Here is a 24953-nt window from a genome sequence, read left to right as displayed (position 1 = left end):
TTGTTTTCGCTTGTGAATCCCGCTGCGGGTCGCCGCGCGACTGCGCTACTGCCTCTCCTGCCTGCTGGTGTCGGAGCGGTGGAAGTTCTTGTAGGCCCTGCTCGGGGTTGGTCCACGCTGCCCCTGGTACCGGGAACCCGCCTCGGCCGTGCCGTACGGGAAGTCGGCGGGGCTGGACAGCCGGAACAGGCAGAGCTGGCCGATCTTCATGCCGGGCCACAGTGTGATCGGCAGGTTCGCCACGTTCGACAGCTCCAGGGTGATGTGCCCGGTGAAGCCCGGGTCGATGAAGCCAGCAGTGGAGTGGGTCAGCAGGCCGAGCCTGCCAAGGGAGGACTTACCCTCCAACCTGCCTGCCAGATCGTCGGGGAGGGTGACCTGCTCGAATGTCGAGGCCAGCACGAACTCCCCTGGATGCAGCACGAACGGGTCGTCGCCCTCCTGCTCGACGAGGGAGGTCAGCTCGTCCTGCTGCAGCGCCGGGTCGATATGGGTGTACTTGGAGTTGTCAAATACCCGGAAGTACCGGTCGAGGCGCACGTCGATGCTGGCAGGCTGCACCATCTCGGTGTCGTACGGGTGCAGGCCGAGCCTGCCTGCCTCGACTTCCTTGCGGAGGTCGCGATCACTGAGCAGCACATCAACTCCCTGGTGGGGTGGAGCCGAACGTGACGTTCAGGGCCGTAGACGGAACGGACGTCACGTTCGGCTCCCTAGCCTGCCATATGGGAGGCATAACTCTGATCGAGGTCCACCAGTCTGCCCAGCTGGCGGGCGTACTGCGTCCGCGCGATCGCACCCACCTTCTCCTGCAACAACGTCGCGCCCGGTACCCGCTTGCGCACCGTCTCGACCACGAAGTTGGCCGAAGCCAGACCCAGCACCACCACCTGCGCGAGCGGCTGCTTCGGCAGATCGAGGTAATCCGCGTTGCGGTCACCGATGAGCATCCGGCTGATCGCCGAATGCAGCGCGATCGACGCGCCTCCCACCAGCTCGCCGAGCGCGCCGAAGCGCTCAGCGACGCCGCCGTGTGTCTCCAGCAGCGCGCTGGCCAGGCGCTTGGAATCGTCGTCTGGGATGAACTCTGTCGCAGCCAGCAGCCACAGCATCCGCCAGGCGTCCTCTTCGGTGGCGGGCAGCAACCCTTCGTCCACCCCCATCAGCCACCCGATGTAGCGCCACAGGTGGAGGATGTCGTCACGCTCCCGCTTGCTGTAGCGGATGCCGAGCATCTGCGTACCGAGCACGAACACCTGGGAGAACAGTAGCAGCGTGCCAACAGTCTGCACCTGGTTGACGGGATGGTCCCAGGCTTCGTAGTCCCAATCCTTCCGACGCTGCATGGCCGCGCGTACATGTGCGTGCACCAGCCGCACGCGTAGCGCGGAGCAGTACCCGATGGCGCCGTGCCGCATCGCGCCCGGAGTCGTGACATCCAGCCACCAGGTGGCGGTCTCGATCAGGCGTTTGGGGGCGGTGTACTCCAGATCGCCGGTCGCGACCAGCGTCTTGGCGGCGCGCGAGGCGAGATAACCACCCATGAGCGACATGTCGGCGAGCGGGAACATCCCCAGCAGTCCGGTCCTGGTGATGGCGCGCGCTCCCCGGTCAAGGCGTGCCGGATCCACCCAGTACGGGGTGGCCTCGACATCGGCGAAGAACGCCACCAGCTCGTCCGGCGCGTCGTGCACGCTGGCGATACCTTGCGTCAGTGCCTGCTCGAACAGCGCATGACCACGCCCGTGCGGCATCGCATCAATCATCCGCACGAGCGCGTCCGCAGGCGGGTCGCCTGCCTCGGCATAACCGCGCAATCGCCGCAGCTGGGCAGGCTCTGCGCGCAGATCACCAGTGCTCCACAGCGCCTTCGCCAGGCGCAACGGACCCTGCCGGAACAGCTCGGGGTCCGGCAGCCGCACGTCAGAACCACTCCCCGCAACAACCTCGGTGACCATCGCACGACCTGCCTTCCGCGACACGATTCTGCTTGAGACAACAAGTGTTGTCACTTATCGAGTCCAGGTCAAGACGTGAACGAGTTCTCACCGGGGAGGGGGTTGATCTCCGGGTCGCCGAACTGTGTATCCTATGGGGCGACGTGCGGATGTAGTTCAATGGTAGAACATCAGCTTCCCAAGCTGAGAACGCGGGTTCGATTCCCGTCATCCGCTCCACCACAAAACCCCCAGGTCGGAAGGTGTCCACACCAGACCTGGGGGTTTCGTTTGTGCACTGCGACGGGTGCCCCACGCGCCCCGCTGCGCCGTCCTGCGCGCGACCGCAGAGCCGGGCAGCACGCAGGCGATCGCTTGTCGCACACTGACCGCATGGACGATCTCGCAGTCCGCCCTCCGAACGACGATGAGCTCGCCACGCTCGCCGAGTTTCGCTGGCAATGGGACTTGGAAAACGGTCGAACACCTACCATCAACCACGACGAGTTCGTTCACAGCTTCGTGCTGTGGGCCCAACGGAACCGGCGGTCACACCGGGCCGTAGTCATGCTTCGCGGCAGCGAGATCATCGGCATGGCGTGGTTGGCGATCGTTCCGCGCGTACCGACCCCGCGATCGGTCGAGCGCTCATCCGGCGACGTACAGAGTGTGTACGTGGTCCCGCACGAGCGGGATCGTGGTCATGGCGGCCGGCTCATCGAAGCCATCATGCGGTTGGCACGCGAAGCCGGGGTGGAACGTGTCACCGTCCACTCCAGCGACCGGGCGGTGCCGATGTACGAGCGGCAGCGGTTCGTCAACTCCCCTCGGCTACTCCAAGCCGAAGTGCCACCATCATCCGGCCGGATCGCAGGGTAGGTGTGACGGACCCGCTATCCCTCCTGCCCAGCCTGTGATGGGTACGGCCACGGTTCGTCGGCGAACACACGCGCCCACCAATGCGGTTGCAGCGCCCGTAACGGCATCATGCGGTACCGCGTGACATCGTCCGGCTCGGGAACCGCCACCTCGACGTCGGGACCGTATGCGAACAGACGCTCCTGGCAGAGCCCGCACGGGCTGAGGATCCAGAAAGCGGCGTCAGGTTCCGAGCGGACGACGCACACCGAGGCCACGACGGTGCGCCCTCGTTTGTACGCCTCGCACAGCGCACCCACTTCGTGACACACACCGACCGTGTCCGCGTGGCCATCGACCCCTCCTCGAACCCCAGCTCCGGATAACTCCGGCGAGCGGCGGCGATCATCTGTGGTGACAGGTCGATACCGAAGGTCGGTACCCCGAGCGCGTGCAGGTGCGCTGTGATGCGCCCTGGGCCGCAACCGACATCGGCGACCGGCCCCGTGGCGTCCGCCCGCACGAGCTCGGCGACACAGCCGAGCAGCGCCCGGTCCATCGGCTTGGCATCCAGCTCGTCACGGAAGTGTGCCGCGTAGTCCGCAGCCAGCGTGTCGTAGGACGCGCGGGTCCGGGCAAGAAAATCAGCCTCGCTCACGCTGGCTCATCGTACGCGGCCACCCGCTCCGAGGAGGCCGGATCATAACGCTCCACTACCCACGACCTCCACCCGCGATCGCCGTTGCACGGATTTCACCCCAGGCTCGGGTGGGGTTGACGCGCATCACACCTGCACGCTGCCGCGAGCCACGTATAGTCGCTGTCGATACTCCACACACGCTGAGCAGGGATGACCGGGGATAACGCTGTCGCCGGATCGTCGCGAAGGGGCAGCGGCCGAGCGGCGCACGTTGCCTGCGGCGTGTGGTCGAGACCGGACCGCGATAGGGCCCTCGAGTGATCGCTGACTTCCTCGCGTGGCTGGCCAGCCTGCCGCCGAAACTGCTGATCCTGGTCGCTGCGCTGCTCGTGGGCGCGGAGACGACCGTGGGCCTCGGCATGATCGCGCCGGGCGAGTCGGCCCTGCTACTCGTCGGGACGACCGCCACCAGCCCGGAGCGGTTCATCGCCACGTGGATGGTGACCTCGATCTTCGCGGTCGCCGGGTACTGCATCGGGTACGCGCTCGGTTACTTTCTCGGTCCGCGCATCCGCCAGTCCACGCTCATCCGCCGCTACGGGGCGGGCAGCTGGGACAGCGCCACCGCTTTCCTGCGCAGGCGCGGCCCGCTCGCCGTCATGATCGCGATCTACCTGCCGGTGATGCGCTCGCTGGTGCCTGCCGCCGCTGGGGCGGCCGGGCTGCCGCTTCGCCGGTTCCTTCCCGCCGCCACGCTCGCCGGTGTCAGCTGGTGCGCGCTGCACATCGCGCTGGGCGCGCTCGCCGGGGCCGCTGCCCGCCGGATCGAGGAAGCTCTGGAATACGGCAGCCTGGTTGTCCTCGGGCTGATCGTCATCGCGGTTGCTGTCCTCGTTGTCCGCAAACGACGCAAGCGCCCAGTGACGCCGGCGCCGGAACCGCAGCACGTGCCGTAGCAGCTGCGGCTGCGCGCCCGGTGGGGGCACCACATCCCGAAATCGCGCCCGGACAGCCTTCCTGTGGGCAAGAATGCCCTTATGACAAGCCATATCGCCGTGATCGCGATCGATGCCGTACAACCCCGCCCGGTCGCTGAATTCTGGTGCGCCGTGCTCGGCTGGGAGGTAGTGGAGGTGGCCGAAGAGGGGATCGGCATCGCCGCAGCCGACGGGAGCTGGCCCCGCATCGATGTCCTCGCGGTCCCGGAACGCAAGGAGAGCAAGAACCGGCTGCATCTCGACCTGCGGGCGGATGGCAGCACCTTCGACGAGGAACTCGCCAGGCTGGAGGCGCTGGGCGCGCGCCGGGTCGATGTCGGTCAGGGACCCGATGTCAGCTGGGTGGTCCTCGGCGATCCCGAGGGCAACGAGTTCTGCCTGCTCTCCCGGACGGTGCAGGAGGTCTCCTGATCGCCAGGCACCGCACGGGAGCGGCGTAGGCTGATCAGCATGCACGTGGCGACCGCGCAGCTTCCGGCCATCCACGACAGCGACGACAAGATCTTCACGGCAGGGCACGCCGTGGTCGTGCTCGACGGGGCCTCGGCGTTCCTGCCGGTTCCCGTACCCGCCTCGGTCTACGCCGACCATCTGGGCAGCTACCTGCGTGACGCGCTGAACGCCGCGCCCGACGCCGATCTGCGCAGGCTGCTGGCCGACGGGATCGAGCACACCGCGCGCCAGCTGGACCTGACTCCCGGCCGGTCGCCGTCGAGCACTGTCGCCATCGCCCGCGAGCTCGACAAGCGGGTCGAATTCTTGCTGCTCGGTGACAGTGTGATCGTGCTTCCCGAGGAGGTGCTCACCGACGCGCGGATGGACGACCTCGACCTCGAACCCCGCAGGCGGTACCGCGAGCGGCTTGCCGCCGGGCACGGCTACGACTCCGAGCACACCGCGCTGCTGCGGGAGCTGCAGGAGCAGCAGGCGGCTCGCCGCAACCAGCCGGGCGGCTACTGGATCGCCGAGGCGGATCCGGTGGCTGCCGAACACGCCCTGGTCGCCTCGCATCCGGTCAGCACGGCGCCGTGGGCGGTGCTGCTCACCGACGGTGCCTACACGACGATGGACCATCTCGGGCTCGACGACTGGCCGCACCTGGTGCACTCGGACACTGGAAAGCTCGCCGACATGCTGCACCATTGCGAGGCGTGGGAGGCGCACGGCGATCCCGATGCCGGGGAGCTACCGCGCGCCAAGCGCCACGACGACAAGAGCCTCGCGGCCGTCCGGTTCACCGCCCTGCCTGCCTGCATCGCGGGCAGCTCCGACCAGTAACGGTCACCCGTCGCGGGTGGCGACGACGATCAGCTCGGGGCTCCACGGAGTCACCGGCTCACGGCCCCAGTCCCCGTAGACCTGCTGGACCGCGAAACCCGCGCCTGCCAGTGCTCGGGTGAGTTCGGCCCGGCTGCGGAACCGCAGCTCGGTGGTGGAGGTCAGCGTGTCGCCGGTGGCGGTGAGGGTGTAGGTGAGCTGCGAGCGAGCCAGGTCGCCGCGCGGCGCCAGCTCGCGCAGCCGCACCGCCACCCGCCCCAACACAGGATCATCGACGTATCGACACGACTCCGGGGCCATTCCGCCAGCGGTCCATCGCGACGCGTCCGGGTTACGGGACTCGAATGCCAGCACACCACCGGGTCGCAGCGCTTGCCAGGCAGCCCGCAGCGTGCGGTGCCACTGCCAGTCATCGACGATCACCTGTGCCACGTGGCCGGTCATGACCGCCAGGTCGGCGCCAAGCTCGCCGACCGTGCCCGCGTGGCCCTCGACCCAGCGCACGGCCGTACCTCCCGGCCGGTTCCGAGCGAACTCGATCATGGCAGGTGCCGGGTCGACGCCGGTCACCTCGCACCCGAGCGCGGCGAGCTCACAGGCGAGCCGCCCGGTGCCACAACCGATGTCGACGACCCTCCAAGCGGCGTATTCCCGGGCGAGCCCGAGGTAGAAGTCGATATCGTGGCGCCCGGAACACACCGCGTCGTACAGCCGGACGAGCCGGGGATCGGTGTACTCGGCGAACCTGGTCACCCCAGGCACGTTAGCCGGGATCCACCGCAGTGTCGCCCGAATATCCAGGCAGGCGCACACGTTTCGCGGGCGGAAAGCGACGATGTCGGTCGGGGGACCTACCCTCCCGTCATGACTCAACCGCGACCCACCCACTCCATCGGAGACGTCGCCACCGCGGGCGAGCGGGCGACGCTAGACGCGTTCCTCGACGACTACCGGGACACCGTCGTCGGCAAACTCGCCGGGGCTTCGGAGCAGGACGCACGTCGCAGCCTGGTGCCGTCGGCGACCAACCTAGGCGGCATCGTCAAGCACCTTCGTTGGGTGGAATACGGCTGGTTTCACCAACTGGTCGGCGCGCAGGCAGGAACCAACGTGCGCGACCACGACCGAGCCACCGAGTTCCGGCTCGACGAGAACGAGACCGTGGCATCCGTGATCGCTGACTACCGCGCCACGTGCGCGGCGTCCCGAACCGCGGTCGCGGAGTACGCGCTCGACGACACCGTCGAGCACCACGAGTTCGGCCGCGTCTCGATTCGCTGGATCTACGTACATCTCATCGAGGAAACCGCACGCCACGCGGGCCAGATGGACATCTTGCGCGAGCAGATCGACGGCAGTACCGGCTAACTCACCGGCGCTCGAACAGACCTGGAGATTTCCTTCCGTCCCCCTGTAGGGGGTCGTGCACCCCACAAGATTGACATAAACATATACGCATACAAGTATCGGTGTTGCTTGCTGTTAGCCGAGACCTGAGGAGGACTGCATGGCGACGCCCACCCAACACCGACCGGCCGAGGAGCATGCCCACACGCACGGCCCGGGCTGCGGACACGCATCGGTGATCCACGGCGACCATGTGGATTACCTGCATAACGGGCATGTGCACCGCGAGCACCGCGACGAGAACGGGGTGCACTACGACGAGTGCACCACCTGCTCGTGCCCGAACTGCTCGGATTCCTGTGCGCTCTGCGACTGCGCCGACTGCACCTGCCCCACGTGTAACCACGCGCAGTGCCAGTGTGCGAGCTGCAACGATGCTTGCAGCAGCTGCACCTGCGTCGACTGCACCTGCCCGACCTGCGAACACGCCGCGTAACACCATTCCACCCGCCGGGCGGCGCGCGCGGTTCAGTGGAGCGCGTCGGGATCAGCGATCAGCGCGTCCACCTCTGCCGGGCTTGCTCGAGTCACGTACGCGGATGGATCCCGGCCCGAACCACCGGTCCCAGGTGTCGAGCACGAGCTCGCACGTCATCGGCCGACCAGTCAGGATCAGCACCGCGAGATCCCACGCTTCCGGGTCGTACTCGTCCTCCCGGCACCCGTGCGCGAGCAAGCCTTCCGGGTCGTGCCAGCAAAGCACGGCCCGCACCTGAACAATCAACCGGTCGACCCGGTCGTCATCCGTCGCCATATCCCCAAACTTAATTGACCACATCTACCGGGCCGATACGGTTGGCCTCATGGACTCCGCAGAGCTGTCCGGGATTCTCGAGTTCCTCAAGCGGACCGAGCGATTGAAGGACACCACGCGTACCGCGCACACGTCGCAGGGTCGTCAGGAAAGCGTCGCCGAACATACCTGGCGGCTGTGCCTGATGGCGAGCCTGTTGCACGAGCACCGGCCGGAGATCGATCTCGCCAAGCTGCTGCGGATGTGCCTCATCCACGACCTCGGGGAGGCGGTCAACGGCGACATCCCTGCCCCGGAGCAGGCAGCAGGGAGCGCGAAGGCGCAGCACGAACGCGCGGACCTGCTGCACCTCACCGGTTCGTTGCCGTCGCGGCTTCGCGAGGAGATCGTGACGCTGTGGGACGAGTACGAGGCAGGCGCGACGCCGGAAGCCGCGATGGTCAAGGGGCTGGACAAGCTGGAAACGATCTTGCAGCACGTCCAGGGCCGCAATCCCGAAAGCTTCGACTACCGCTTCAACCTGAGTTACGGCCAGCAGTACACGGCTCACGACGAGGTCATCGTGGCGCTGCGCCGCACGCTCGACGGTGAGACGGCGAACCGGGCGGCAGCGGCCGAGACAGGAGACACGTGAAACCGGCGTGGGCCTGTCGCGTCGCCGGATGAGGACCGAGCAGGTCGGGACGGGTCAGTCGCGCTCGCGACTCCGCGAACCGCGGTACACGCCGTTCGTGGAGACCGGCGCGCCATTCCGGGTGGCCCGGTCGCGGAACGAGCCGACCATCGATTCTCCCCACCGCACCGGGTAGGTCAGCACCTGCCGCCGAGCCATCGCGGCGCGCACACCATCCCCCGCATCCGCGCGCGGTGCCGGGCTCGGAACCGGACGGATCCGGTCATCTCCCGCAACGGCGGGGGAGGGACGCCGCTGCTGGGCGGCGGCGCCCTCACGCCACGGCCACCAGCTCCTGGTCCGTCCTGGTGGGACGGTGCGGTCGAGCACGATCACCAGGCGCAGCGTCAAGCCACCGGCGATCATGCCCGCCACCAGGTCGGTGAACCAGTGGAACTGCATGAAGACCGACACCGCAGTCTGCACGACAGCGATCGCGACGATGCCGTAGATGAGCTTCCTGACAAGGGGCTGCGCGATGAGCTTGTAGCGCATCAGCAGGTACACGATCAGCCCGTAGAACATGATCGCGTTCGCACCGTGCCCCGAAGGAAACGCGATGCCCTCGCCGTCGGAGAAGTACGTCGGGTCGAAGGTCTTGGGGTGGTGCCTGGCGAGCAGCAGCTTCAGACCCCACACCAGCCCGCTCATGCCGACAACGCCAGCGGCGCCAAGGATGAGCGGGCGCCAGCTCCGGAAGCGGTGCGCCAGGTACAACGCCACGATCCCCAGCGCGGGGATAGCGACGAACCTCGACGCGATCTCGTCCGGGCCGTAGTCGAGGAAGAGCCACGTCGCGCGGCTGATCTCCGGACGCGGGAACTCATTGAAAAAGGTGTCCACGAAATGCAGGGGCCCAGCCGCGAGAACAGTCATCAGCACGAACGCCCCGGCGAGTACGATCGCGGGCCCGTCGGACAGCATCGCGCGTGTGATCTCCCGCAGGCGCGGCCAAGTCACCAGCGCCTCGCGCGTGTCAGGCGTACGCCCTCCCGTCGACTGCCGTGCCGCGACGGGGCTCCGGTCCCGTTCGCCCGAACGGCACCGGGATTGTGTGGACGCCGACCGCGACGTCGCGTCCGTCCGTGATGTATCGGTCATACGGTCGCCAATGCTTCGCGAATCACGGACCCACGTGGATACACCTGGATCACCAGACCCCCTGCCGACAACTGGTCACCCTGCCTTTATATCTGATCCGTGTTTCGCGCCTACCATGCACCGGGGTTAATGCGATACTCTGCTTGGTTTCCGCTGGCCACGTCGCCCGGAACAGCGCCATGGGCAGCGCTCCGACCAGGAAAAACGCCGTCGTGCGTGAGAGTCGCTACAACCCCATGCTTGACATCACCAAAAGTACAGGCGCGGAAACGCTTCGTGCGCGATTTCCGACGCGGCAACCTGATTACTATGTATACACCTCGGAGCCGTACTAATCCGGACGAGATTCCCGGAACGGCTCGCACCGCACCCACCTGGCTCGTATGCTGCGGTGCAACAACGAGCACGGGCTCGCAGCGTGCGAGGTCACCGCGCAGGAACTCACGGGGGAGAAGGACGGCGAGCAGCATGACGATGCAGCGAACCATCGGCAACGTGATCCTCGAAGTCACCGAAGGCGACATCACTAAACAGCACGACATCGATGCCGTAGTCAACGCGGCCAACGCGGAACTACGCACGGGGGGTGGGGTGGCTGGTGCCATCCATCGTGCCGCGGGTCCAGGCCTGGCAGAGGAGTGCAAGTCGCTGGCACCCATCCGGCCGGGCGACGCGGTGATCACCAGTGGCCACGGCCTTCCCAACAGCCACGTCATCCACTGCCTCGGCCCCGTTTTCGGGGTCGACACCCCCTCCGACGAACTGCTGGCATCCTGCTACCAGCAGGCACTCGATCTCGCCGAGCGGAACCAGCTCGGCAGTGTGGCCTTCCCTGCCCTGTCCACAGGAGCGTTCGGCTACCCGTTACCGGAGGCGGCCCAGATCGCGCTGGCCACGGTGATCCAGGCAGCCGAGGGACTGCGGTCGGTGCGCCGCGTCCGCTTCGTGCTGTTCGGGCGTGAAGCCATGGAGGCGCACCGACAGGAACTCGAACGGTTACTACCGGAGACATAGCGCTGCGTCGGGGTATCGCCTTCGAATGAGCAGCTGTCCGCAATTCGGCGGTGCCATCGGGGTGACGAGCGTGCTAGGTTGCGCCGCATGGTCCGGCTTCTCGCCGTCGTGTGCACGGTCGCGTTGTGCTCACTCGCCGCACCCGCTGCGGCGGCCTCGCCGCAGCACGGCTACTGGTTCGGCGAGAACCCCTGGCTCGACCGGCAGGTGCTGCACATCGCCCATCAGGGCGGCGAGATCGAAGCCCCGTCAAACACCCTCTACGCATTCCACACCGCTCTGGTCAAGGGCGCGGACATGTTGGAGATGGACATCCACGCCACCGCCGACGGCGAGCTAGTCGTGATCCACGACGCCACGGTGGACCGCACTACCGACGGCAGCGGCCGGGTCGACGAGCTCACGCTGGACGAGATCCGGCAGCTGGATGCGGCGCACTGGTTCGTTCCCGGTTGCGGGACCTGCCATGGCCAGCCGGAACGGGATTACACCTACCGAGGATTCGCTACCGGAGACCGCACGATCCCACCCGCGCTCGGTGATTTCGAGCCCGCCGATTTCCGCGTCCCCACACTGCGAGAAGTGCTCGAGGAGTTCCCGGACACCTACCTGACGATCGAGATCAAGGCGACCGTTCCGGACACCGAGCCCTACGAGGAGGAACTAGCCGCGCTGCTGAACGAGTTCGACCGCGATACCGACACCATCGTGGCCTCGTTCAGCGACCTCGCATCCGAGCGGTTCAAGCGGCACGACACCGAGGTCAGCACCTCCCCCGGCACGTTCCAGGCCGCGCTGTTCTGGGCAAGCGTGCAGGGACCGCTGCCCGGCCTGCCGAACCCGCGCCACCACGCGCTGCAGGTACCGATCTCGTTCGAGGGGATCGACGTGGTCGATCGGAACTTCATGGCTCGCGCCCATGCCAACGGGCTCGCCGTCCACGTCTGGACGATCAACGACCGCGAAGAAATGGAGTGGCTACTCGACATCGGGGTGGACGGCATCATGACCGATCGCCCTACGATGCTGCAGGAACTTCTCGACGAACGCGGAGTCGGCTACCCGGGCTAGCCGGAACAATTATCTGAACCTCTCAAAAATGAGCATTTCTCATTTTTCAATCTGCATGTTGCAGGCTATTCTCGCCCATTCGAGTGAGAAGTGCGTCATGATTCCCCATGCCACACCTGTGTCGTGTGGAATACGCCCCTAGCAGGGGTACACCGGGCTGGACAGGCGCGTGAGCTGTCCTAACAACCGACGGGACGATACGGAATAGGAAAACCGCGGTGAGCAGTATCACGGCAGGGGTCCGTCACGTTGGCAACGGCCCGCGCGTCTCACCACAGTCAGGGGAAGTCGCGGAGAGGGAGACAGCATGACTCGTAGTATCGAGCCCCGCAGAGTCGGGCAACATCACGAGCGAAACGGAACGGTGCAGCGGCAGCGCACGCTGTCACTCGGTCTCGTCGATACCGTGCCACTCTTCCGCGACGGCATCACCGCGCTGGTGGACAAGACACCGTGGATGAGCTTCACCGCACACGCGGCGAGCAGGCAAGGCGCCGCTCACATGGCCGAGCAGGTCAAGCCCGACGTGATCCTGCTCGACTCGGGGCTCGACCCCAACTGCCAACTCACCCAGCAGCTGGTGACCGCGAACCCCTCGCTAAGGGTGGTGCTGCTCATTCGAGACGCGGAGCGCACCTCGGGCTACCTCGCCGCCGCCATGGCCGCGGGAGCACACGGTGCCACCCCGCGCTGTGTGGAGCCGCACCGCGTACTGGAGGCCATCAAACACGCCACACGCGCACGCCGGTATCTCGACCCGGCGCTGGCCGCGTTGATTACCCAGGCCCATGACCGTGAGACGGCGACTGTCAGCGCCCCTCCCGCCACCGCTACCGCGGAGCAATCCCGCGTGCGGTTGTCGCGCCGGGAGCTGCAGGTGCTGCAACTGGTAGCCGAAGGCCTGGAGAACGCCGCGATCGCCAAGGTGCTCTTCCTGTCGGTGGAGACCGTCCGCACGCATGTCAAGAGCATCCTGCGCAAGCTGTCCGCCCGTGATCGCACACACGCGGTCACCATCGCGTTCCGCACGGGCCTGCTGGCGCTGACACCGCCGGAGAACGAGCCCGCGGTCAAACGAGCAGGAGTGACCCCGGCAGAGCAGTGCGCAACCGGCGCTACGGGCGCGACCGGCATTCCGGTGCGCCTTGCCGCCTCCGGCGCTTGAGCTCGCCGAACCGGCACCGACTCCTCACCCAGAGTCACCCCGGTACGCAGCAGCTGCCGCTGGGCGAGGGAAGCGTTCGTCACAACGGCCTTGCTGCTCTTGCGGCTCATTACCACTCAGTAATACCGTTATGTTACTGGCCAGTAGTCTGGGTCAGTAAGAGAGCACGGTGCGTCACAGGCGCCGCAACGAGCTGTCCAACCAGCCGTCCGGGCCCGCGCCCCGTCAAGACCTCGTCGCGAAGCCACGAACAACACGGAGCGAGTCGACATGGGCCACTACAAGAGCAACATCCGTGACCTGGAGTTCAACCTTTTCGAGGTCCTGCGGATCCAGGAACACCTCGGTACCGGTCCGTTCGCCGAAGCGGATCAGGACATCACCCGGACCGTGCTGAACGAGGTCAACAACCTGGTCTCCGGCGTCGTGGCCGACGCCTTCACCGACGGTGACCGCAACCCGCCGGTCTTCCACCCCGAATCGGCCGACGTGACCATGCCCGAGTCCATGAAGAAGGCCTACCAGGCCACCGTGGAGGCAGGCTGGGACCGCATGAGCCTGCCGACCGAACTCGGCGGATTCGGGATCCCGCCGACGGTGGCGTGGTCCATGTCAGAGCTCTATCTCGGCGCCAACCCCGCGCTGTTCTTCTACATGGCGGGCAAGACCTTCGCCCGGATCCTGCACGACAACGGCAACGAGCAGCAGAAGCGCTGGGCCGAGATCGCCATCGAGCGAGACTGGGGCTCCACGATGGTGCTCACCGAGCCGGACGCCGGTTCCGACGTGGGCGCGGGCCGCACCAAGGCCGTCAAGCAGGAGGACGGTTCCTGGCACCTCGAGGGCGTCAAGCGGTTCATCACCGGTGCGGCGCAGGACGACATGACCGAGAACATCTTCCACCTGGTGCTCGCCAGGCCGGAAGGCCCGGACATCGAGCCGAAGCCGGGCACCAAGGGTCTCGGCCTGTTCTTCGTCCCGGCACACCACTTCGACCACGAAACCGGCGAGCTGACCGGTGAGCGCAACGGCGTGTACGTCACCGGCGTCGAGCACAAGATGGGCATCAAGGCCTCGACCACCTGCGAACTGACCTTCGGTCAGCACGGCACGCCCGCCAAGGGCTGGCTGGTCGGCGACAAGATCGACGGCATCGCGCAGATGTTCGACGTGATCGAGCACGCGCGGATGATGGTGGGCACCAAGGCGATCTCCACCCTGTCGACCGCGTACCTGAACGCCCTGGAGTTCGCCAAGGAGCGTGTCCAGGGCCCGGACATGACGCAGATGGTCGACAAGACCGCCCCCCGGGTGACCATCACCCACCACCCGGATGTGCGCCGCGCGTTGATGACGCTGAAGGCCTACGCCGAGGGCCTGCGCGCGGTGTACCTGTACACCGCCGCCTACCAGGACAAGATCGCCCTGGGGAGGGCCAACGGCGAGGACGTCGAACTCGCCGAGCGGGTCAACGACCTGCTGCTGCCGATCGTCAAGGGAGGGGGCTCGGAGCGGAGCTGGACGCTGCTCGGCACCGATGCGCTGCAGACCCTCGGCGGCTCCGGGTTCCTCCAGGAGTACCCGATCGAGCAGTACATCCGGGATGCCAAGATCGACACCCTGTACGAGGGCACCACGGCCATCCAGTCGCTGGACTTCTTCTTCCGCAAGATCGTCCGGGACAAGGGTGAGGCCCTGACGCACCTCGCGGGCGAGATCACCAGCTTCATCGAGGCCGAGGACGGCAACAGCAGGCTGAAGGAAGAGCGCGCGCTGCTCAAGCAAGCGCTGGACGACGTGCAGGGCATGGTCGGCGCGCTGATCGGCTACCTGACGGCCTCGCAGGAGGAGCAGGAGAACATCTACAAGGTAGGCCAGCACTCGGTGCGGCTGCTGCTGTCGACCACCGACCTGATGGTGGGCTGGCAGCTGCAGAAGCAGGCCGAGATCGCACTCAGTGCGCTGGATGCCGGTGCCACCGAGAAGGACCGGCCGTTCTACGAGGGTAAGGTCGCGGCCGCGTCGTTCTTCGCCAAGACTGTGCTGCCGGAGCTGTCCGGCAGGCGCCGGGTCGTCGAGTCCGCCGACAACGAGCTGATGGAGCTCGACGAAGCGGCGTTCTGATCCCCTTTGCGGCTACGGCCGCATCCCCGCAAGCCGTTCCCGCGGCGTCACACGGCGGCGGCCCCCTTCCCGGGGCCGCCGCCGACGTGTATGGCGTGGGGGTTGGACTGAACGTGCCGTTCGGCTCCCGCAACGGAACGGACGGCGCGTTCATCACAGTCACGCTGGTTCTCGCCGAATACCCCACGCGTCGCGCGGGACAGTGCTAGAGTAAGGTGGCACGGCATTGGCTACCCCACAAATCCGACGGCCGGATGGCTCTGGTGGCGACGCCGGGAACTTTCCCGGGATCGGCTTCGATCCGGCTCACGGGGATGTGGGAGTTGTCGACGAATTCGCTACCCAATTCCTCTACACTGCGGAATGCGCTGGTCGCGCGCACGAAGCGATGAGCTCGGTGCTCCGTGGCCAACACGATGTGTGGTTCGGTCAGGCGGCGGCCGCTTTCGCCGACGAGCTCGACGACCTGCCACGTTATATCGACAAAGCGCGCGAATCACTCGAGCTAGCGGGCAAGGCGCTGCTCGCCTGGAGTGATCAACTGCGTCAACACCAGTGGCGTGCGGTCGAGATCGAGGGGGAGATCCAGAACCTCCTGCGCAAGTTCGATCAGGCCAATGACTACCTCGAGCGGACCCGACAGCACTGGAACGCCCAGCCGGACGACCCGTCCGCCGCCAGCGCGTTCGAGACCGCGCTGCGGAGCGCGAACACCATCGCCGACCGTATCGAGCAGCTCCGCAGGGAAGCACGCGACGACCTCATGGAGCGCTGGCGGGACGACGGTACGCGCTGCGCGAGGGCTCTCGACGAAGCGGGAGCGATCGCTCCAGACGTCGGCCGGTTCGAACGATTCGGGGATGCGTTCCGGGGCATGATCGGCACGATCGGCGACGTCGCTGGCATCGTCGCCGCGATCGCCGGAGTGCTCGCCTTCATTCCCGTGCTGACGCCGATCATGGCACCGATCGCACTGGTAGCCGGTGGTGTCGCGCTGGCAGCGAACGCGACGGACATGGCACTGAACGGGAACTGGGATGATCCGATGGCCTGGGTGGGACTCGGTGGTGACGTCCTGGGCGTCGTACCGGGCGTTGGCGCGGCGATGCGGGGCGCGCGGTGTGCACCGGGCAGCGGACGTGGCTACCGACGGCGCGCAGACGGTGACGCGTGGCGTCGAAGCCGCGAGCAGACTACCGACCACTTCGCGAGCGCGGGCAGCATTGGATGCGGTGACGGACTCCGCGCGGCCCGGCGACGCGTTCTCCAGGGTGACGACGTCACTCGAGGTTCCGGCGGCCATCGCCGGGGCCAGCGACAACGACGTGGTATCGGGAACCGGAACCGTGTCAGGAACGATACTCAGCGGAATCGGGGTGCTGCGCTGATGACGACAGCAGGCGAAGAGAGCGTTGACCAGCTCTACTTCACCGTTCCTGACGTTTTCCGGGAGATTGAACTGGACGGCGACCCGGAGGATCGGGTTGCGCGCACCTTCGACCGACTCGGCTCAACACTCGGCGGTGCCACGCCGGAGCAGTGCGGTTCGCTGACGGTGCAGCAGGAGTTGGCCATCGCCCAGCTACGACAGCACAGCGCGGTCTACGCCGCGACCTGCCTGGTTCGCACGGAGGATGAACCACCACGGTTGAGCACGGCACAGTTCACCTTGTGCGTGCGCGAGGCGAAGCTGGACGGTGAGCGTCCGTTGATCGCTCTCGCCGACGGCCTACGGCTTCCCGGCTCTGCCCGCGAGGTAGCTTTCGCGGACTTCCCGGCAGGCCAGGCGGTACTGGTCGGTGAGGAGGTCGAGGTGCACATGCCGTACTCGGTGGATGGCAGGGAAGAACCGCGAACCCACCGGATACGGCAGGCGCAGGTGATACTCCCGCTACCAGGCAACCGGAAAATCGCCGTGTTCGGGATCGCCAGCCAGTGCCTTCACGAGTGGAGGTACTACGCGGCCATGCTGAACGATATCGCCTACAGTGTGGCTTTCACGCCGCCAACGGAGCCGGGGGATTCGTCGATCTCCGCCGTTCTCGGCTGAGCCGCGCGGCGACACCGGATCGTCCGGTCGGTGGAAAGGTGGCGTTGTGGAAGCGTTCGTGATGACGCTGGGATTCGCGGTGCTTCCGTCGATCGTCCTGTACCAGTATCTCCGTAGGTACCGGCTGCGCAGGCGTTCACTTCGGGAAGGACTCGCCGCGTTCGACACGCAGTCCAGCCCCTCCGGCTGCGCTATCGACGTGACGGAGTGCTACCCGCTGTCCGAGCACATGATCAAGGAGCTTGCCGTGCGGCGAGGCTTGCGTTACACCGGGCGAGCTCGCGACGGCCACCGGCTCGGCCCGATGCACTTCGCGCCGGATCGTGAGGTGCGGTGATGCTACCGACCTTGGCACTCAGCGTCGCGGTCACGCTCAACGTCGTGGCTATCGGAGCGATGTTCCACATCGGCATCACGCCCTCCTACGGCAGCGTGCGGGCTCGGCGGCGCGCCCGCGCGCGGCAGGTGGAGTCGTTGCGGGCTGTCCACCAGCATGCACGCGGTGACGTGCTGGAGCTCGACCGTGCGGCCTACCGTGAGGTACCCCGGTGCGAGTTGATCGAGCTGCTCGCTCGGAACGGCTGGCACTATACGGGCGAGCACCTGGACACTGATTCGTGGCTGATCCGGTTCAACAGGGTCGAGCAGGGGGGACCCGTGCCTGTCGTCGATGCAAGGACGCGGTTGCGTCAGGAGCTCGCGACCGCGAGGCCGGACGTGAACGGCATGTACCGGCTCGATCTGAACAACTACCTCAACCTCCCGCACGACGAGGTCCGCGCGCACGTGGGGGCCGCGGGCTGGCGCGTGTGCGCTACGGTACCCGACTCGCCGTCCGACGGCCTGCTCATCGCACCGGCATGGTCGGGCCCCGTCGGGCAGCAACACGGCCACGGGCCCGTCGCAGCAAGCGGCGGGCGGAGCGGAGATCCCATCGGCGACGTCGATGTCGAAGCCATGCGGTCGGACAGAACGGTGGCGCACCGAGCGGTCGAACTGCGACGCGAGCTCGGCTTCGACCCGCTGGACGCGAGGAACCTCGAGCTCCTCCGTGCCCGCCACCGCGCGGTACAGAAGCGGATCGTGGTGCCAGCGAACGTGGCGGGTCTGCTCTTCCTTGTCGTCGCGACCGGACCGCTCGCATGGCTGTTCTACGGGCACTTCGCGGACAACCTGCCCATCGTGTTCGCGATCAGTGGAGTCGCGGCAGTTCCGTGCCTGATACTGCTCGCCTGGTGCCTGGTGCTCGTCAAACGGCGTAACGACGAGCTGGGCCCGGCGATACGTGCCTACCGGGAGCTGCGGCAACTCGCCGAGGACCGGCGGCGGCTCACGCAGTGGTTCCGTGATTGATGCCGCTTCCTGGCTGCGACCGGGTTTTTCGGAGCCCGGTTCGCGCTGCGGTTCGCGGGCAGCCGGCAGCTTTCCGGGAGCCGAACGTGGCGTTGGTTCCGTCTACGGCACTGAACGCAACGTTCGGCTCCCCACCCCGCTGGGCGTGGATCAGTCCCCGTCCTCACACACGATCTCGGGCTTGGGGTTGTAGGTCACCGTCTGCGGCTCGCGGCGCACGACCTCACCGGTATCGGCGTCTCGCAGGATCCTGGTGTCGGTGATAGTGAAGCCCTCGATGCCTGAGGACGGGACACAGTCGTCGTCGTCGACCCGTCGCACGGACGGCTCCACGACGTTGGTCCGGTCACCGGTAACGGACTCGACCTCGTAGCGCTTGGTACCCCAGATCCGCACCGTGATGCTGCTCGGCGTCCAGTGCGTCTGGATGGCCACGCCGGTATCGGCATCGTTGGTGAACGCCAGGTCGATCCCACCACCGGCGGCCTGGAACACCGTCGCCTCCCGCGCGGGCGGGTAACGGCTGATGTAGTAGCTGTGTGGCGTATGCCCGGCGTCCTGCATCCCCGCGAAGTACGCCGCGTTGTACAGCGTGGTGGCGAATTGCGAGATGCCGCCACCGACCGCGCGGCCCGGCAGGCCGTCCTCGATGATGCCTGCCTCGACATAGCCCTGGCTGGCGGTACGCGGACCGGTGTGCTGGTTGAGACGGAATGTCTCACCCGGCTTGACGATGGCGCCGTCGACCTGCTCGGCCACCCGGCGGATGTTGACCCCGGAATCCTCCGCGAAGTCCTCGGTGGTGAACTCCCCGATCACCTCGTCGATACCGAGCGCCTCGGCCTCTTCGGTGGTGACCTCCGGCTCGTCGTCGGTGTAGATCACCTCGATAGTGCGGTCGTTCGCGGTGACCACCACGTCCATGAACGGTTCGAGAGTGGGCTCCCAGTCGATGACGACACCCTCCTTGGAGGGCTCGACCGTCGGTTCCCCGCCGGAGAACACGATCTCCGCGTCACGCCCCTCCTCCTCGGTGTCGGCGAGCTGCGGCTGCAGCGCCTCTGTGAGGGCTTCCTCGTCGGCCGAGGCCTCCAGGGAACCGTCCTCTTGAGGTTCGAACTCCAGCGCCTCACCGATCTCGACGGGGCGCAGCCGGGCGTCGGCGCCGTCACCTTCGAACACGACTGGAGCTGACACGGCGGGCTCGGCCACGGATTCCAGGGCCCGCTGCACCCCTTCCTCGGAGACCATGACCGGCTCCGTGGTCACCTCGAGCTCCACGCCCTCCTCGTCCAGCCACGACGTGCGGACGGTCTCGCCAGCGGCTTCGAGGTCGACGAGTTCCTGCCCCGCCCTCGGTGCCACCGCAATGGCCTCGACCTCGCCGTCGGTATTCGGGATGGGCTCGAACTCGATATCGCCCTCTTCGGTCTCCCGGTTGAGTTCCTCGTCGGCCAGCTCGTCGATGGCCGCGAGCAGTCGGTCGTCCTCGGCGTTGCCCACCACACCGACCTCGCGGGTGGTGAAGAACGACGCGACCCGGGTGAACGGGTTCAACGGCTGACGTCCAGCCTGTTCCAGGGTCTCGCCCCAATCCACGGACAACCCGGCCGCCTGCGGATCCAGCTCGGACTCAACCGCTCCCGCGGTGATATCCACCGGCTCGGAGAGCCTCGGGCCGAGCTCGGACTGCAGCTTGTCCTCGGCTGCCTCCTCGCTCATCCCGCCGACACTGACGCCTGCGACCGTCACACCCCGCGGCACGTCTCCAGCGCTGAGCAACACATCGGCGCCGTAGATCAGGCCGAGCGCCGCCAGCACCCCGCCCGCGGCCAGCAGCGGCTTGCGCAGCCTGCCCGTCCCGTCAGGCGCTTCCTCCCCGAGGTCACCGCCGTCGCCACCGTCACCGCCATCGCCGGAACCAGCGGCCTGGTGCGCCCCGAATGCGGTGAACTGACTCGTCTGCGCGATCGGCGGGTCCGCGGGCACGGCGGCGAAGGCGTCGGTCGCGCGGTCGTCGACACCTCGGTCGGTGTCGTGGCCGGTAATCGCGGCGAACGTGGTGGTTTCCTGATCGTCACGATCACCCTGCGCGCCGTGGCCAGGATGCCTGTGCCCCGGGAGATCCGGCGGCACCGCCGACATCGTCTGGGTGGCATCCAAGTCGTGCGGCACCCGCACAGGAGTCAGCGACACCGTGGTCGGCTCACTGTCGGCGTAGGTCGGGGTGTGCTGATCGGTCGGCGCCTCATCGGTCGGCGCCTCATCGGTCGGTGTCGTGGCCGCGGGCGGCCCGGCAGCGGCCTGCGCGGACGGTTCGCCGGGACCCGCAGGCTCGGCCTCCGTAGGCTCGGTCGATCCGGCGGGCTGGGCGGACCCCGTCGACTCGGCGGGTTCGGCAGGCTCGGCGGGCTGGAAGAGCGCACCCGGGGCGCCGGTCCCGGCGGGAGCCGTGGTCACGGTGGGCTCGTCAGGTTCGCCTGGCAGCTCCGACAGCTCGGCGAGCTCGGGATCCTCCGGCCAGTCGGACAGCTCGGGAAGGTCGTTGGCAACGTGGCCCTGGCTCGCCACGTCCTCATCCGCGGCAGGCCACCCACTTGCCGCCGATGGTTCCTCCTCGGATCCCGGGGCCTGCGAGCCGACCTCAGACTCGGTGGGCTCGGCGGGCTCGGCGGGCTCGAAAGATTCCGGAGGCTGCTCGGGCTCGGCCTGCTCGGCCTGCTGGTCGGCGTCGGCGGCCTGCTCGGGCACAGGAGCCTCAGTTGTGGGCGCTTCCGACGCCGTGGCAGGCGTGGCGTCGCCCTCCGGAGCGTCGTCGGCGGGCTGTTCCCGATCGTCGCCACTGGCATCGGCCACGGCGTTCACCGGGGTGAACAACGTCTCGTCAGCAGCTGTCCCAGCTTCGGCTTGATCCGCCGTCTCGCTCTCGGTGGCATCCGGTTCCGCCGCAGGCTGCGGGGTATCCGGCTCACCCGCGTCGGAGTCCGCCGCCGGCCACTCGTGTTCCTCCGGCACCGAATAATCCTCCCGCGCTACAAGTACAAACCAGTGCCGTGCTCGGTGCGCTCACTGGCGATCGCGTGCACGTCGCGCTCACGCATGACCAGGTACGCCTTGCCGTGAATCTCGACCTCGAGCTGATCCTCAGGATTGAACAGCACTCGGTCATTCACCTTAACGTTCCGGACATTGTTCCCCACACCGAGGACATCCCCCCATTCCAGGCGGCGGGCCATCTGCGCCGTCGCCGGAATCACGATCCCGCCACTGCTTCGACGCTCGCCCTCATCCTCAGGCACGTGCACGAGCAAACGGTCGTGCAGGAGCTGGATCTCGAGCTTCGAATCCCCGCTGGGAGCGAGATGAGAGTCGGACACGACGGCCATGCTACTGGCATGCATCGCACCGCATGTCAGGAGGCTCCAACCGGCTCGGGGTCAGGAAACGACACCCCGCCCCAACCCCCGGTACGTCCACCCTGCGGCCTCCCAGCGCCCGACGTCCAGCGCGTTACGCCCGTCGACCACGTACCGTTGCGCCACGACCTCCCCGAGTTGTACCGGGTCGATGTCCCGGAACTCGCGCCACTCCGTCAAGTGGAGCACGACGTGCGCACCCCCGCAGGCAGCCTTGATCGAATCGGCGTAGTCCAGCGTAGGGAAGTACCGAGAGGCGTTCGTCATGGCCTTGGGGTCGTACACGCTCACCTGCGCCCCCTGTAGCTGGATCAGCCCTGCCACGTTCAGCGCGGGGGAGTCGCGGACGTCATCGGAGTTCGGTTTGAACGCGGCACCCAGCACCGCCACCCGCTTGCCGACGAAGCTACCGTCACAGCACTCCCGCGCCATATCGACGGTGCGCGTGCGCCTGCGGATGTTGATCGCATCCACCTCTCGCAGGAAGGTGAGTGCCTGGTCTGCGCCGAGCTCGCCCGCCCGGGCCATAAACGCGCGGATGTCCTTCGGCAGGCACCCGCCACCGAACCCGATACCGGAGTTCAGGAACTTCCTACCGATACGGTCGTCGTAGCCGATGGCGTCGGCGAGCATGGTTACGTCCCCACCCGCGTGCTCGCACAGCTCGGCCATCGCGTTGATGAACGAGATCTTGGTGGCCAGGAACGCGTTCGCGGCCACCTTCGACAGCTCCGCCGTGGCGTAGTTGGTCACCAGGAACGGCGTACCCGCGGCGATCTGTTCGGCGTATACCTCACGGAGCACCTGCTCGGCGTGATCCGAGGAGACGCCGATGACCAGCCGGTCCGGTTTGAGGGTGTCCTCGACCGCGAAGCCCTCCCGGAGGAACTCGGGATTCCAGGCCAGCTCGGCCGCGGCACCGGCAGGCGCCAGCTCGGCGACACGTTGCGCGAGATGATCAGCCGTGCCGACCGGCACCGTCGACTTACCGACGAGCAGGCACTGGCGGCGCAGGTGCGGCGCCAGCCCTTCCACCACGTCTTCCACGTAGCTGACATCGGCGGCGAACTCACCCTTGCGTTGCGGTGTTCCCACGCAGATGAAGTGCACATCGCCGAAGTCGGCTACCTCGGCGTACGAACTCGTCAACCGCAGCCTGCCGGACTCGACGTGCTTGCGCAGCAGCGGCTCCAGGTCCGGCTCGTAGAACGGAACGTACCCCTGCGACAGTTTGGTGATCTTCTCGGTGTCGACATCCATCCCGACGACCTCGAAGCCGAGCTCGGCCATACACACGGCGTGTGTCGTACCGAGGTATCCGGTACCGATGACGGAAATGCGCTGTGTCACGTGGGATCCCTCACCGATCAGCAAACGGCGTCGACAACGACGACAGGCATGCTACCGGTCGGTTCAGCGCTGCCCGCGCCCGGAAGTAACTGGAGAGTACCTTTCCGGTGGCATCCAACACACGGCTCCGCTCGCGGGATCTCGACGCTCGTCCGCGATGGGTAAACTTCACCACACTATGGAACCAACGTCGGCGCCGTCACCGAGTCAGCACTCCGGTACCAACCACCCCGGCATCTCGGTGATCATGACTGTGCTCAACGAGGAGCGGCACCTGCGTGCTGCCGTCACTGCGATCGTCGAACAGGACTACCCGGGTCCGGTCGAAGTGATCTTGGCGCTCGGACCGTCCTCGGACGGCACCGACGGTATCGCCGCCGAGCTCACCGCCGCCGATTCCCGCGTACGGACCGTGCCGAACCCCGAGGCGACCACCCCGCGCGGCCTCAACATCGCGTTGAAGGAAGCCACCCACGACATCATCGTTCGCGTCGACGGCCACTCCGTCCTCCCGGCAGGCTACTTGCGTACCGCCGTGGAAGTCCTGGAGGAAACCGGGGCGGACAACGTCGGCGGAATCATGGCGGCCGAGGGCACCACCACCTTCGAAAAGGCCGTGGCGTGTGCGATGAACAGCTGGCTCGGTGTCGGTGGCGCGTCGTTCCATCTCGGCGGCGAGGCCGGTCCCGCGGAAACCGTCTACCTCGGCGCCTTCCGGCGCTCCGCGCTGGAGCGGGTCGGCGGGTACGACGAGGCGCTCTCGCGCGCCCAGGACTGGGAACTGAACTACCGCATCCGACGCTCCGGCGGCACCGTGTGGTTCACCCCGCAGATGCGGGTGTCCTACCGGCCGAGGGGTGACCTGCGCGGATTGGCCAAGCAGTTCTTCCGCACCGGCCAGTGGCGACGTAAGGTGATCCGGCTGCACACCAAGACGCTGAGCCCTCGGTACCTGGCGCCGCCGCTGGCGGTGGTCGGTATCGCGGGAGGGCTGGTGGCCGGGGCCGCCGGTTTCACCCCGGCATTCGTGCTGCCCGGCGGGTACGTGCTGGTGATCCTCGGGGGCTCGGTACTCACCGGGCGCGGCGAGGCACTAGCTACCCGGGTACTACTACCCGCGGTGTACGCCGTGATGCACACCGCCTGGGGGCTGGGCTTCCTGTTCAGCCCGCGAAAGGCGGGGTAGGTGAGCCGAAGGCCTCCTTGGGTACCGAATGTGTACCGAAGGCCCCCTTCGGCTCAGCTGCGAACCGTGCGTTCGGTGCTTTCGCTGCACGGCGCGGTCCGCTCACCGATGAGTTCCCGCCGCGTCGGCGGTCCGTACCGGTGACAGCATCACGACGACAACGGCAACGACGGAGTGGGAACGAGCGAGGTCATCGCCGACATGGCGATCTCACTGGACGGGTTCATCGCGGGGCCGAACGCGCGCCCTGGCAGCCCGTTGGGTGACGGCGGAACGCGGTTGCACGAGTGGACGTTCGGCTTGCGGAGCTGGCGGGAGCGCTCTGGCCTGCCAGGTGGCGACAACGGCCGCGACGATGATCTGGTCAAGGAGACCTTCGACCGAGTCGGCGCCTACATCATGGGCCGCCGGATGTTCGATGAGGGCGAGGTCGGCTGGCCGGATCCACCACCGTTTCGGGCACCGGTGTTCGTGCTGACCTCCACGCCCCGCGAGCCCTGGCCCCGCACGGGTGGCACGACCTTCAGCTTTGTCACCGACGGCATCCACAGCGCTCTCGAGCAGGCGAAGGAGGCAGC

Annotated in this window: 24 protein-coding genes and 1 tRNA gene; 15 read left to right on the top strand and 10 right to left on the bottom strand. The window is 67.1% G+C overall.

The genetic code is table 11. The annotated features are described in order from the left end of the window. Nucleotides 1-45: 45 nt before the first annotated feature. Both dcd and F8178_RS01260 read right to left on the bottom strand, forming a co-directional pair. Nucleotides 46-639: a dCTP deaminase gene (gene dcd / locus F8178_RS01265; protein ID WP_317492707.1), complete on the bottom strand. Its 594-nt coding sequence runs from the start codon at nucleotides 637-639 to the stop codon at nucleotides 46-48. A 74-nt stretch (nucleotides 640-713) separates the two neighbouring features. Continuing rightward, nucleotides 714-1958 carry an oxygenase MpaB family protein gene (locus F8178_RS01260; protein ID WP_317493051.1) on the bottom strand — a complete coding sequence of 415 codons (1245 nt, stop codon included), beginning with the start codon at nucleotides 1956-1958 and terminating at the stop codon, nucleotides 714-716. A 145-nt stretch (nucleotides 1959-2103) separates the two neighbouring features. Between F8178_RS01260 and F8178_RS01255 the strand changes: the two genes are divergently transcribed. Further along, nucleotides 2104-2177: transfer RNA gene (locus F8178_RS01255), tRNA-Gly, on the top strand. 153 nt (nucleotides 2178-2330) lie between these two features. Beyond that, nucleotides 2331-2816, top strand: coding sequence for a GNAT family N-acetyltransferase (locus F8178_RS01250; RefSeq protein WP_317492706.1), 486 nt, complete (start codon nucleotides 2331-2333; stop codon nucleotides 2814-2816). A 106-nt stretch (nucleotides 2817-2922) separates the two neighbouring features. Here the strand turns inward: F8178_RS01250 and F8178_RS01245 are convergent, their stop codons facing one another. Further along, nucleotides 2923-3354 carry a class I SAM-dependent methyltransferase gene (locus tag F8178_RS01245; protein ID WP_317493050.1) on the bottom strand — a complete coding sequence of 144 codons (432 nt, stop codon included), beginning with the start codon at nucleotides 3352-3354 and terminating at the stop codon, nucleotides 2923-2925. Nucleotides 3355-3752: 398 nt separating this feature from the next. On the opposite strand from F8178_RS01245, the gene F8178_RS01240 reads away from it, so the two are divergent. The 3 genes from F8178_RS01240 to F8178_RS01230 all read left to right on the top strand — a co-directional run bounded on the left by F8178_RS01240 (nucleotide 3753) and on the right by F8178_RS01230 (nucleotide 5711). After that, the gene (locus F8178_RS01240) at nucleotides 3753-4391 is read left to right on the top strand and encodes a VTT domain-containing protein (protein WP_317492705.1); all 639 of its coding nucleotides are present in this window, start codon (nucleotides 3753-3755) and stop codon (nucleotides 4389-4391) included. An 81-nt stretch (nucleotides 4392-4472) separates the two neighbouring features. Continuing rightward, entirely contained in the window at nucleotides 4473-4844 is a 372-nt protein-coding gene (locus F8178_RS01235) for a VOC family protein (RefSeq protein ID WP_317492704.1), read from the top strand. A 39-nt stretch (nucleotides 4845-4883) separates the two neighbouring features. Continuing rightward, nucleotides 4884-5711: a hypothetical protein gene (locus F8178_RS01230; protein ID WP_317492703.1), complete on the top strand. Its 828-nt coding sequence runs from the start codon at nucleotides 4884-4886 to the stop codon at nucleotides 5709-5711. 3 nt (nucleotides 5712-5714) lie between these two features. Here F8178_RS01230 and F8178_RS01225 read toward each other — a convergent pair whose 3' ends face one another. Beyond that, complete coding sequence (locus F8178_RS01225; protein ID WP_317492702.1) at nucleotides 5715-6464, bottom strand: methyltransferase domain-containing protein; 750 nt, start codon at nucleotides 6462-6464, stop codon at nucleotides 5715-5717. Nucleotides 6465-6575: 111 nt separating this feature from the next. Here F8178_RS01225 and F8178_RS01220 point away from each other — a divergent pair, with 111 nt between their 5' ends. Further along, nucleotides 6576-7079, top strand: a complete 504-nt coding sequence (locus F8178_RS01220; RefSeq protein WP_317492701.1) for a DinB family protein — start codon at nucleotides 6576-6578, stop codon at nucleotides 7077-7079. A 291-nt stretch (nucleotides 7080-7370) separates the two neighbouring features. Here the strand turns inward: F8178_RS01220 and F8178_RS20375 are convergent, their stop codons facing one another. Then, entirely contained in the window at nucleotides 7371-7526 is a 156-nt protein-coding gene (locus F8178_RS20375; protein ID WP_396344947.1) for a hypothetical protein, read from the bottom strand. A 79-nt stretch (nucleotides 7527-7605) separates the two neighbouring features. Then, nucleotides 7606-7872 (bottom strand): hypothetical protein, encoded by a 267-nt coding sequence (locus F8178_RS01210; RefSeq protein ID WP_317492699.1) that lies wholly within the window; start codon nucleotides 7870-7872, stop codon nucleotides 7606-7608. A 49-nt stretch (nucleotides 7873-7921) separates the two neighbouring features. Here F8178_RS01210 and F8178_RS01205 point away from each other — a divergent pair, with 49 nt between their 5' ends. Continuing rightward, nucleotides 7922-8506 (top strand): HD domain-containing protein, encoded by a 585-nt coding sequence (locus F8178_RS01205; RefSeq protein WP_317492698.1) that lies wholly within the window; start codon nucleotides 7922-7924, stop codon nucleotides 8504-8506. Between the two features lie 54 nt (nucleotides 8507-8560). Here the strand turns inward: F8178_RS01205 and F8178_RS01200 are convergent, their stop codons facing one another. Further along, nucleotides 8561-9505, bottom strand: a complete 945-nt coding sequence (locus F8178_RS01200) for a phosphatase PAP2 family protein (RefSeq protein ID WP_317492697.1) — start codon at nucleotides 9503-9505, stop codon at nucleotides 8561-8563. Between the two features lie 609 nt (nucleotides 9506-10114). On the opposite strand from F8178_RS01200, the gene F8178_RS01195 reads away from it, so the two are divergent. The 7 genes from F8178_RS01195 to F8178_RS01165 all read left to right on the top strand — a co-directional run bounded on the left by F8178_RS01195 (nucleotide 10115) and on the right by F8178_RS01165 (nucleotide 18423). Further along, nucleotides 10115-10660: a macro domain-containing protein gene (locus tag F8178_RS01195; RefSeq protein WP_317492696.1), complete on the top strand. Its 546-nt coding sequence runs from the start codon at nucleotides 10115-10117 to the stop codon at nucleotides 10658-10660. An 87-nt stretch (nucleotides 10661-10747) separates the two neighbouring features. Next, nucleotides 10748-11731: a glycerophosphodiester phosphodiesterase gene (locus tag F8178_RS01190; RefSeq protein WP_317492695.1), complete on the top strand. Its 984-nt coding sequence runs from the start codon at nucleotides 10748-10750 to the stop codon at nucleotides 11729-11731. 307 nt (nucleotides 11732-12038) lie between these two features. Continuing rightward, nucleotides 12039-12896: a response regulator transcription factor gene (locus F8178_RS01185; protein ID WP_317492694.1), complete on the top strand. Its 858-nt coding sequence runs from the start codon at nucleotides 12039-12041 to the stop codon at nucleotides 12894-12896. A gap of 270 nt (nucleotides 12897-13166) precedes the next feature. Continuing rightward, a complete protein-coding gene (locus F8178_RS01180) occupies nucleotides 13167-15020 on the top strand; it encodes an acyl-CoA dehydrogenase (RefSeq protein ID WP_317492693.1) in 1854 nt (617 codons plus the stop codon). Nucleotides 15021-15246: 226 nt separating this feature from the next. After that, nucleotides 15247-17070: a putative T7SS-secreted protein gene (locus tag F8178_RS01175; RefSeq protein ID WP_317492692.1), complete on the top strand. Its 1824-nt coding sequence runs from the start codon at nucleotides 15247-15249 to the stop codon at nucleotides 17068-17070. Between the two features lie 46 nt (nucleotides 17071-17116). Next, a complete protein-coding gene (locus F8178_RS01170) occupies nucleotides 17117-17407 on the top strand; it encodes a hypothetical protein (protein ID WP_317492691.1) in 291 nt (96 codons plus the stop codon). Then, complete coding sequence (locus F8178_RS01165; RefSeq protein ID WP_317492690.1) at nucleotides 17407-18423, top strand: hypothetical protein; 1017 nt, start codon at nucleotides 17407-17409, stop codon at nucleotides 18421-18423. Before F8178_RS01170 ends, F8178_RS01165 begins: the two co-directional genes overlap by 1 nt. A 150-nt stretch (nucleotides 18424-18573) precedes the next feature. On the opposite strand, the gene F8178_RS01160 is transcribed toward F8178_RS01165, so the two are convergent. From F8178_RS01160 to F8178_RS01150, 3 genes are read right to left on the bottom strand one after another with little or no spacing between them, the layout of a single operon-like run. Then, the gene (locus F8178_RS01160) at nucleotides 18574-21438 is read right to left on the bottom strand and encodes a VanW family protein (protein ID WP_317492689.1); all 2865 of its coding nucleotides are present in this window, start codon (nucleotides 21436-21438) and stop codon (nucleotides 18574-18576) included. Nucleotides 21439-21455: 17 nt separating this feature from the next. Next, nucleotides 21456-21809 carry a co-chaperone GroES gene (locus tag F8178_RS01155; RefSeq protein WP_317492688.1) on the bottom strand — a complete coding sequence of 118 codons (354 nt, stop codon included), beginning with the start codon at nucleotides 21807-21809 and terminating at the stop codon, nucleotides 21456-21458. Between the two features lie 51 nt (nucleotides 21810-21860). Then, complete coding sequence (locus F8178_RS01150) at nucleotides 21861-23189, bottom strand: UDP-glucose/GDP-mannose dehydrogenase family protein (RefSeq protein WP_317492687.1); 1329 nt, start codon at nucleotides 23187-23189, stop codon at nucleotides 21861-21863. A 178-nt stretch (nucleotides 23190-23367) separates the two neighbouring features. Here F8178_RS01150 and F8178_RS01145 point away from each other — a divergent pair, with 178 nt between their 5' ends. Beyond that, complete coding sequence (locus F8178_RS01145; protein ID WP_317492686.1) at nucleotides 23368-24375, top strand: glycosyltransferase family 2 protein; 1008 nt, start codon at nucleotides 23368-23370, stop codon at nucleotides 24373-24375. Nucleotides 24376-24953 lie beyond the last annotated feature (578 nt).

This window comes from Haloechinothrix sp. LS1_15 (assembly GCF_033042135.1).
In the GTDB taxonomy this organism is placed as follows: Bacteria; Actinomycetota; Actinomycetes; order Mycobacteriales; family Pseudonocardiaceae; genus Haloechinothrix.
The sequence above is the reverse complement of the archived record's forward strand: the minus strand, read 5'-3'. Positions and strand labels throughout refer to the sequence as shown.

What these genes read in the sequence shown, in the direction of transcription:
- F8178_RS01165 (WP_317492690.1), top strand. Translation starts at nt 17,407, where the DNA reads ATGCTACCGACCTTGGCACTCAGCGTCGCGGTCACGCTCAACGTCGTG.
- F8178_RS01185 (WP_317492694.1), top strand. Translation starts at nt 12,039, where the DNA reads ATGACTCGTAGTATCGAGCCCCGCAGAGTCGGGCAACATCACGAGCGA.
- F8178_RS01230 (WP_317492703.1), top strand. Translation starts at nt 4,884, where the DNA reads ATGCACGTGGCGACCGCGCAGCTTCCGGCCATCCACGACAGCGACGAC.
- F8178_RS01145 (WP_317492686.1), top strand. Translation starts at nt 23,368, where the DNA reads ATGGAACCAACGTCGGCGCCGTCACCGAGTCAGCACTCCGGTACCAAC.
- F8178_RS01190 (WP_317492695.1), top strand. Translation starts at nt 10,748, where the DNA reads ATGGTCCGGCTTCTCGCCGTCGTGTGCACGGTCGCGTTGTGCTCACTC.
- F8178_RS01205 (WP_317492698.1), top strand. Translation starts at nt 7,922, where the DNA reads ATGGACTCCGCAGAGCTGTCCGGGATTCTCGAGTTCCTCAAGCGGACC.
- F8178_RS01220 (WP_317492701.1), top strand. Translation starts at nt 6,576, where the DNA reads ATGACTCAACCGCGACCCACCCACTCCATCGGAGACGTCGCCACCGCG.
- F8178_RS01245 (WP_317493050.1), bottom strand. Translation starts at nt 3,354, where the DNA reads ATGGACCGGGCGCTGCTCGGCTGTGTCGCCGAGCTCGTGCGGGCGGAC.
- F8178_RS01195 (WP_317492696.1), top strand. Translation starts at nt 10,115, where the DNA reads ATGACGATGCAGCGAACCATCGGCAACGTGATCCTCGAAGTCACCGAA.
- F8178_RS01210 (WP_317492699.1), bottom strand. Translation starts at nt 7,872, where the DNA reads ATGGCGACGGATGACGACCGGGTCGACCGGTTGATTGTTCAGGTGCGG.
- F8178_RS01260 (WP_317493051.1), bottom strand. Translation starts at nt 1,958, where the DNA reads ATGGTCACCGAGGTTGTTGCGGGGAGTGGTTCTGACGTGCGGCTGCCG.
- F8178_RS01155 (WP_317492688.1), bottom strand. Translation starts at nt 21,809, where the DNA reads ATGGCCGTCGTGTCCGACTCTCATCTCGCTCCCAGCGGGGATTCGAAG.
- F8178_RS01235 (WP_317492704.1), top strand. Translation starts at nt 4,473, where the DNA reads ATGACAAGCCATATCGCCGTGATCGCGATCGATGCCGTACAACCCCGC.
- F8178_RS01180 (WP_317492693.1), top strand. Translation starts at nt 13,167, where the DNA reads ATGGGCCACTACAAGAGCAACATCCGTGACCTGGAGTTCAACCTTTTC.
- F8178_RS01250 (WP_317492706.1), top strand. Translation starts at nt 2,331, where the DNA reads ATGGACGATCTCGCAGTCCGCCCTCCGAACGACGATGAGCTCGCCACG.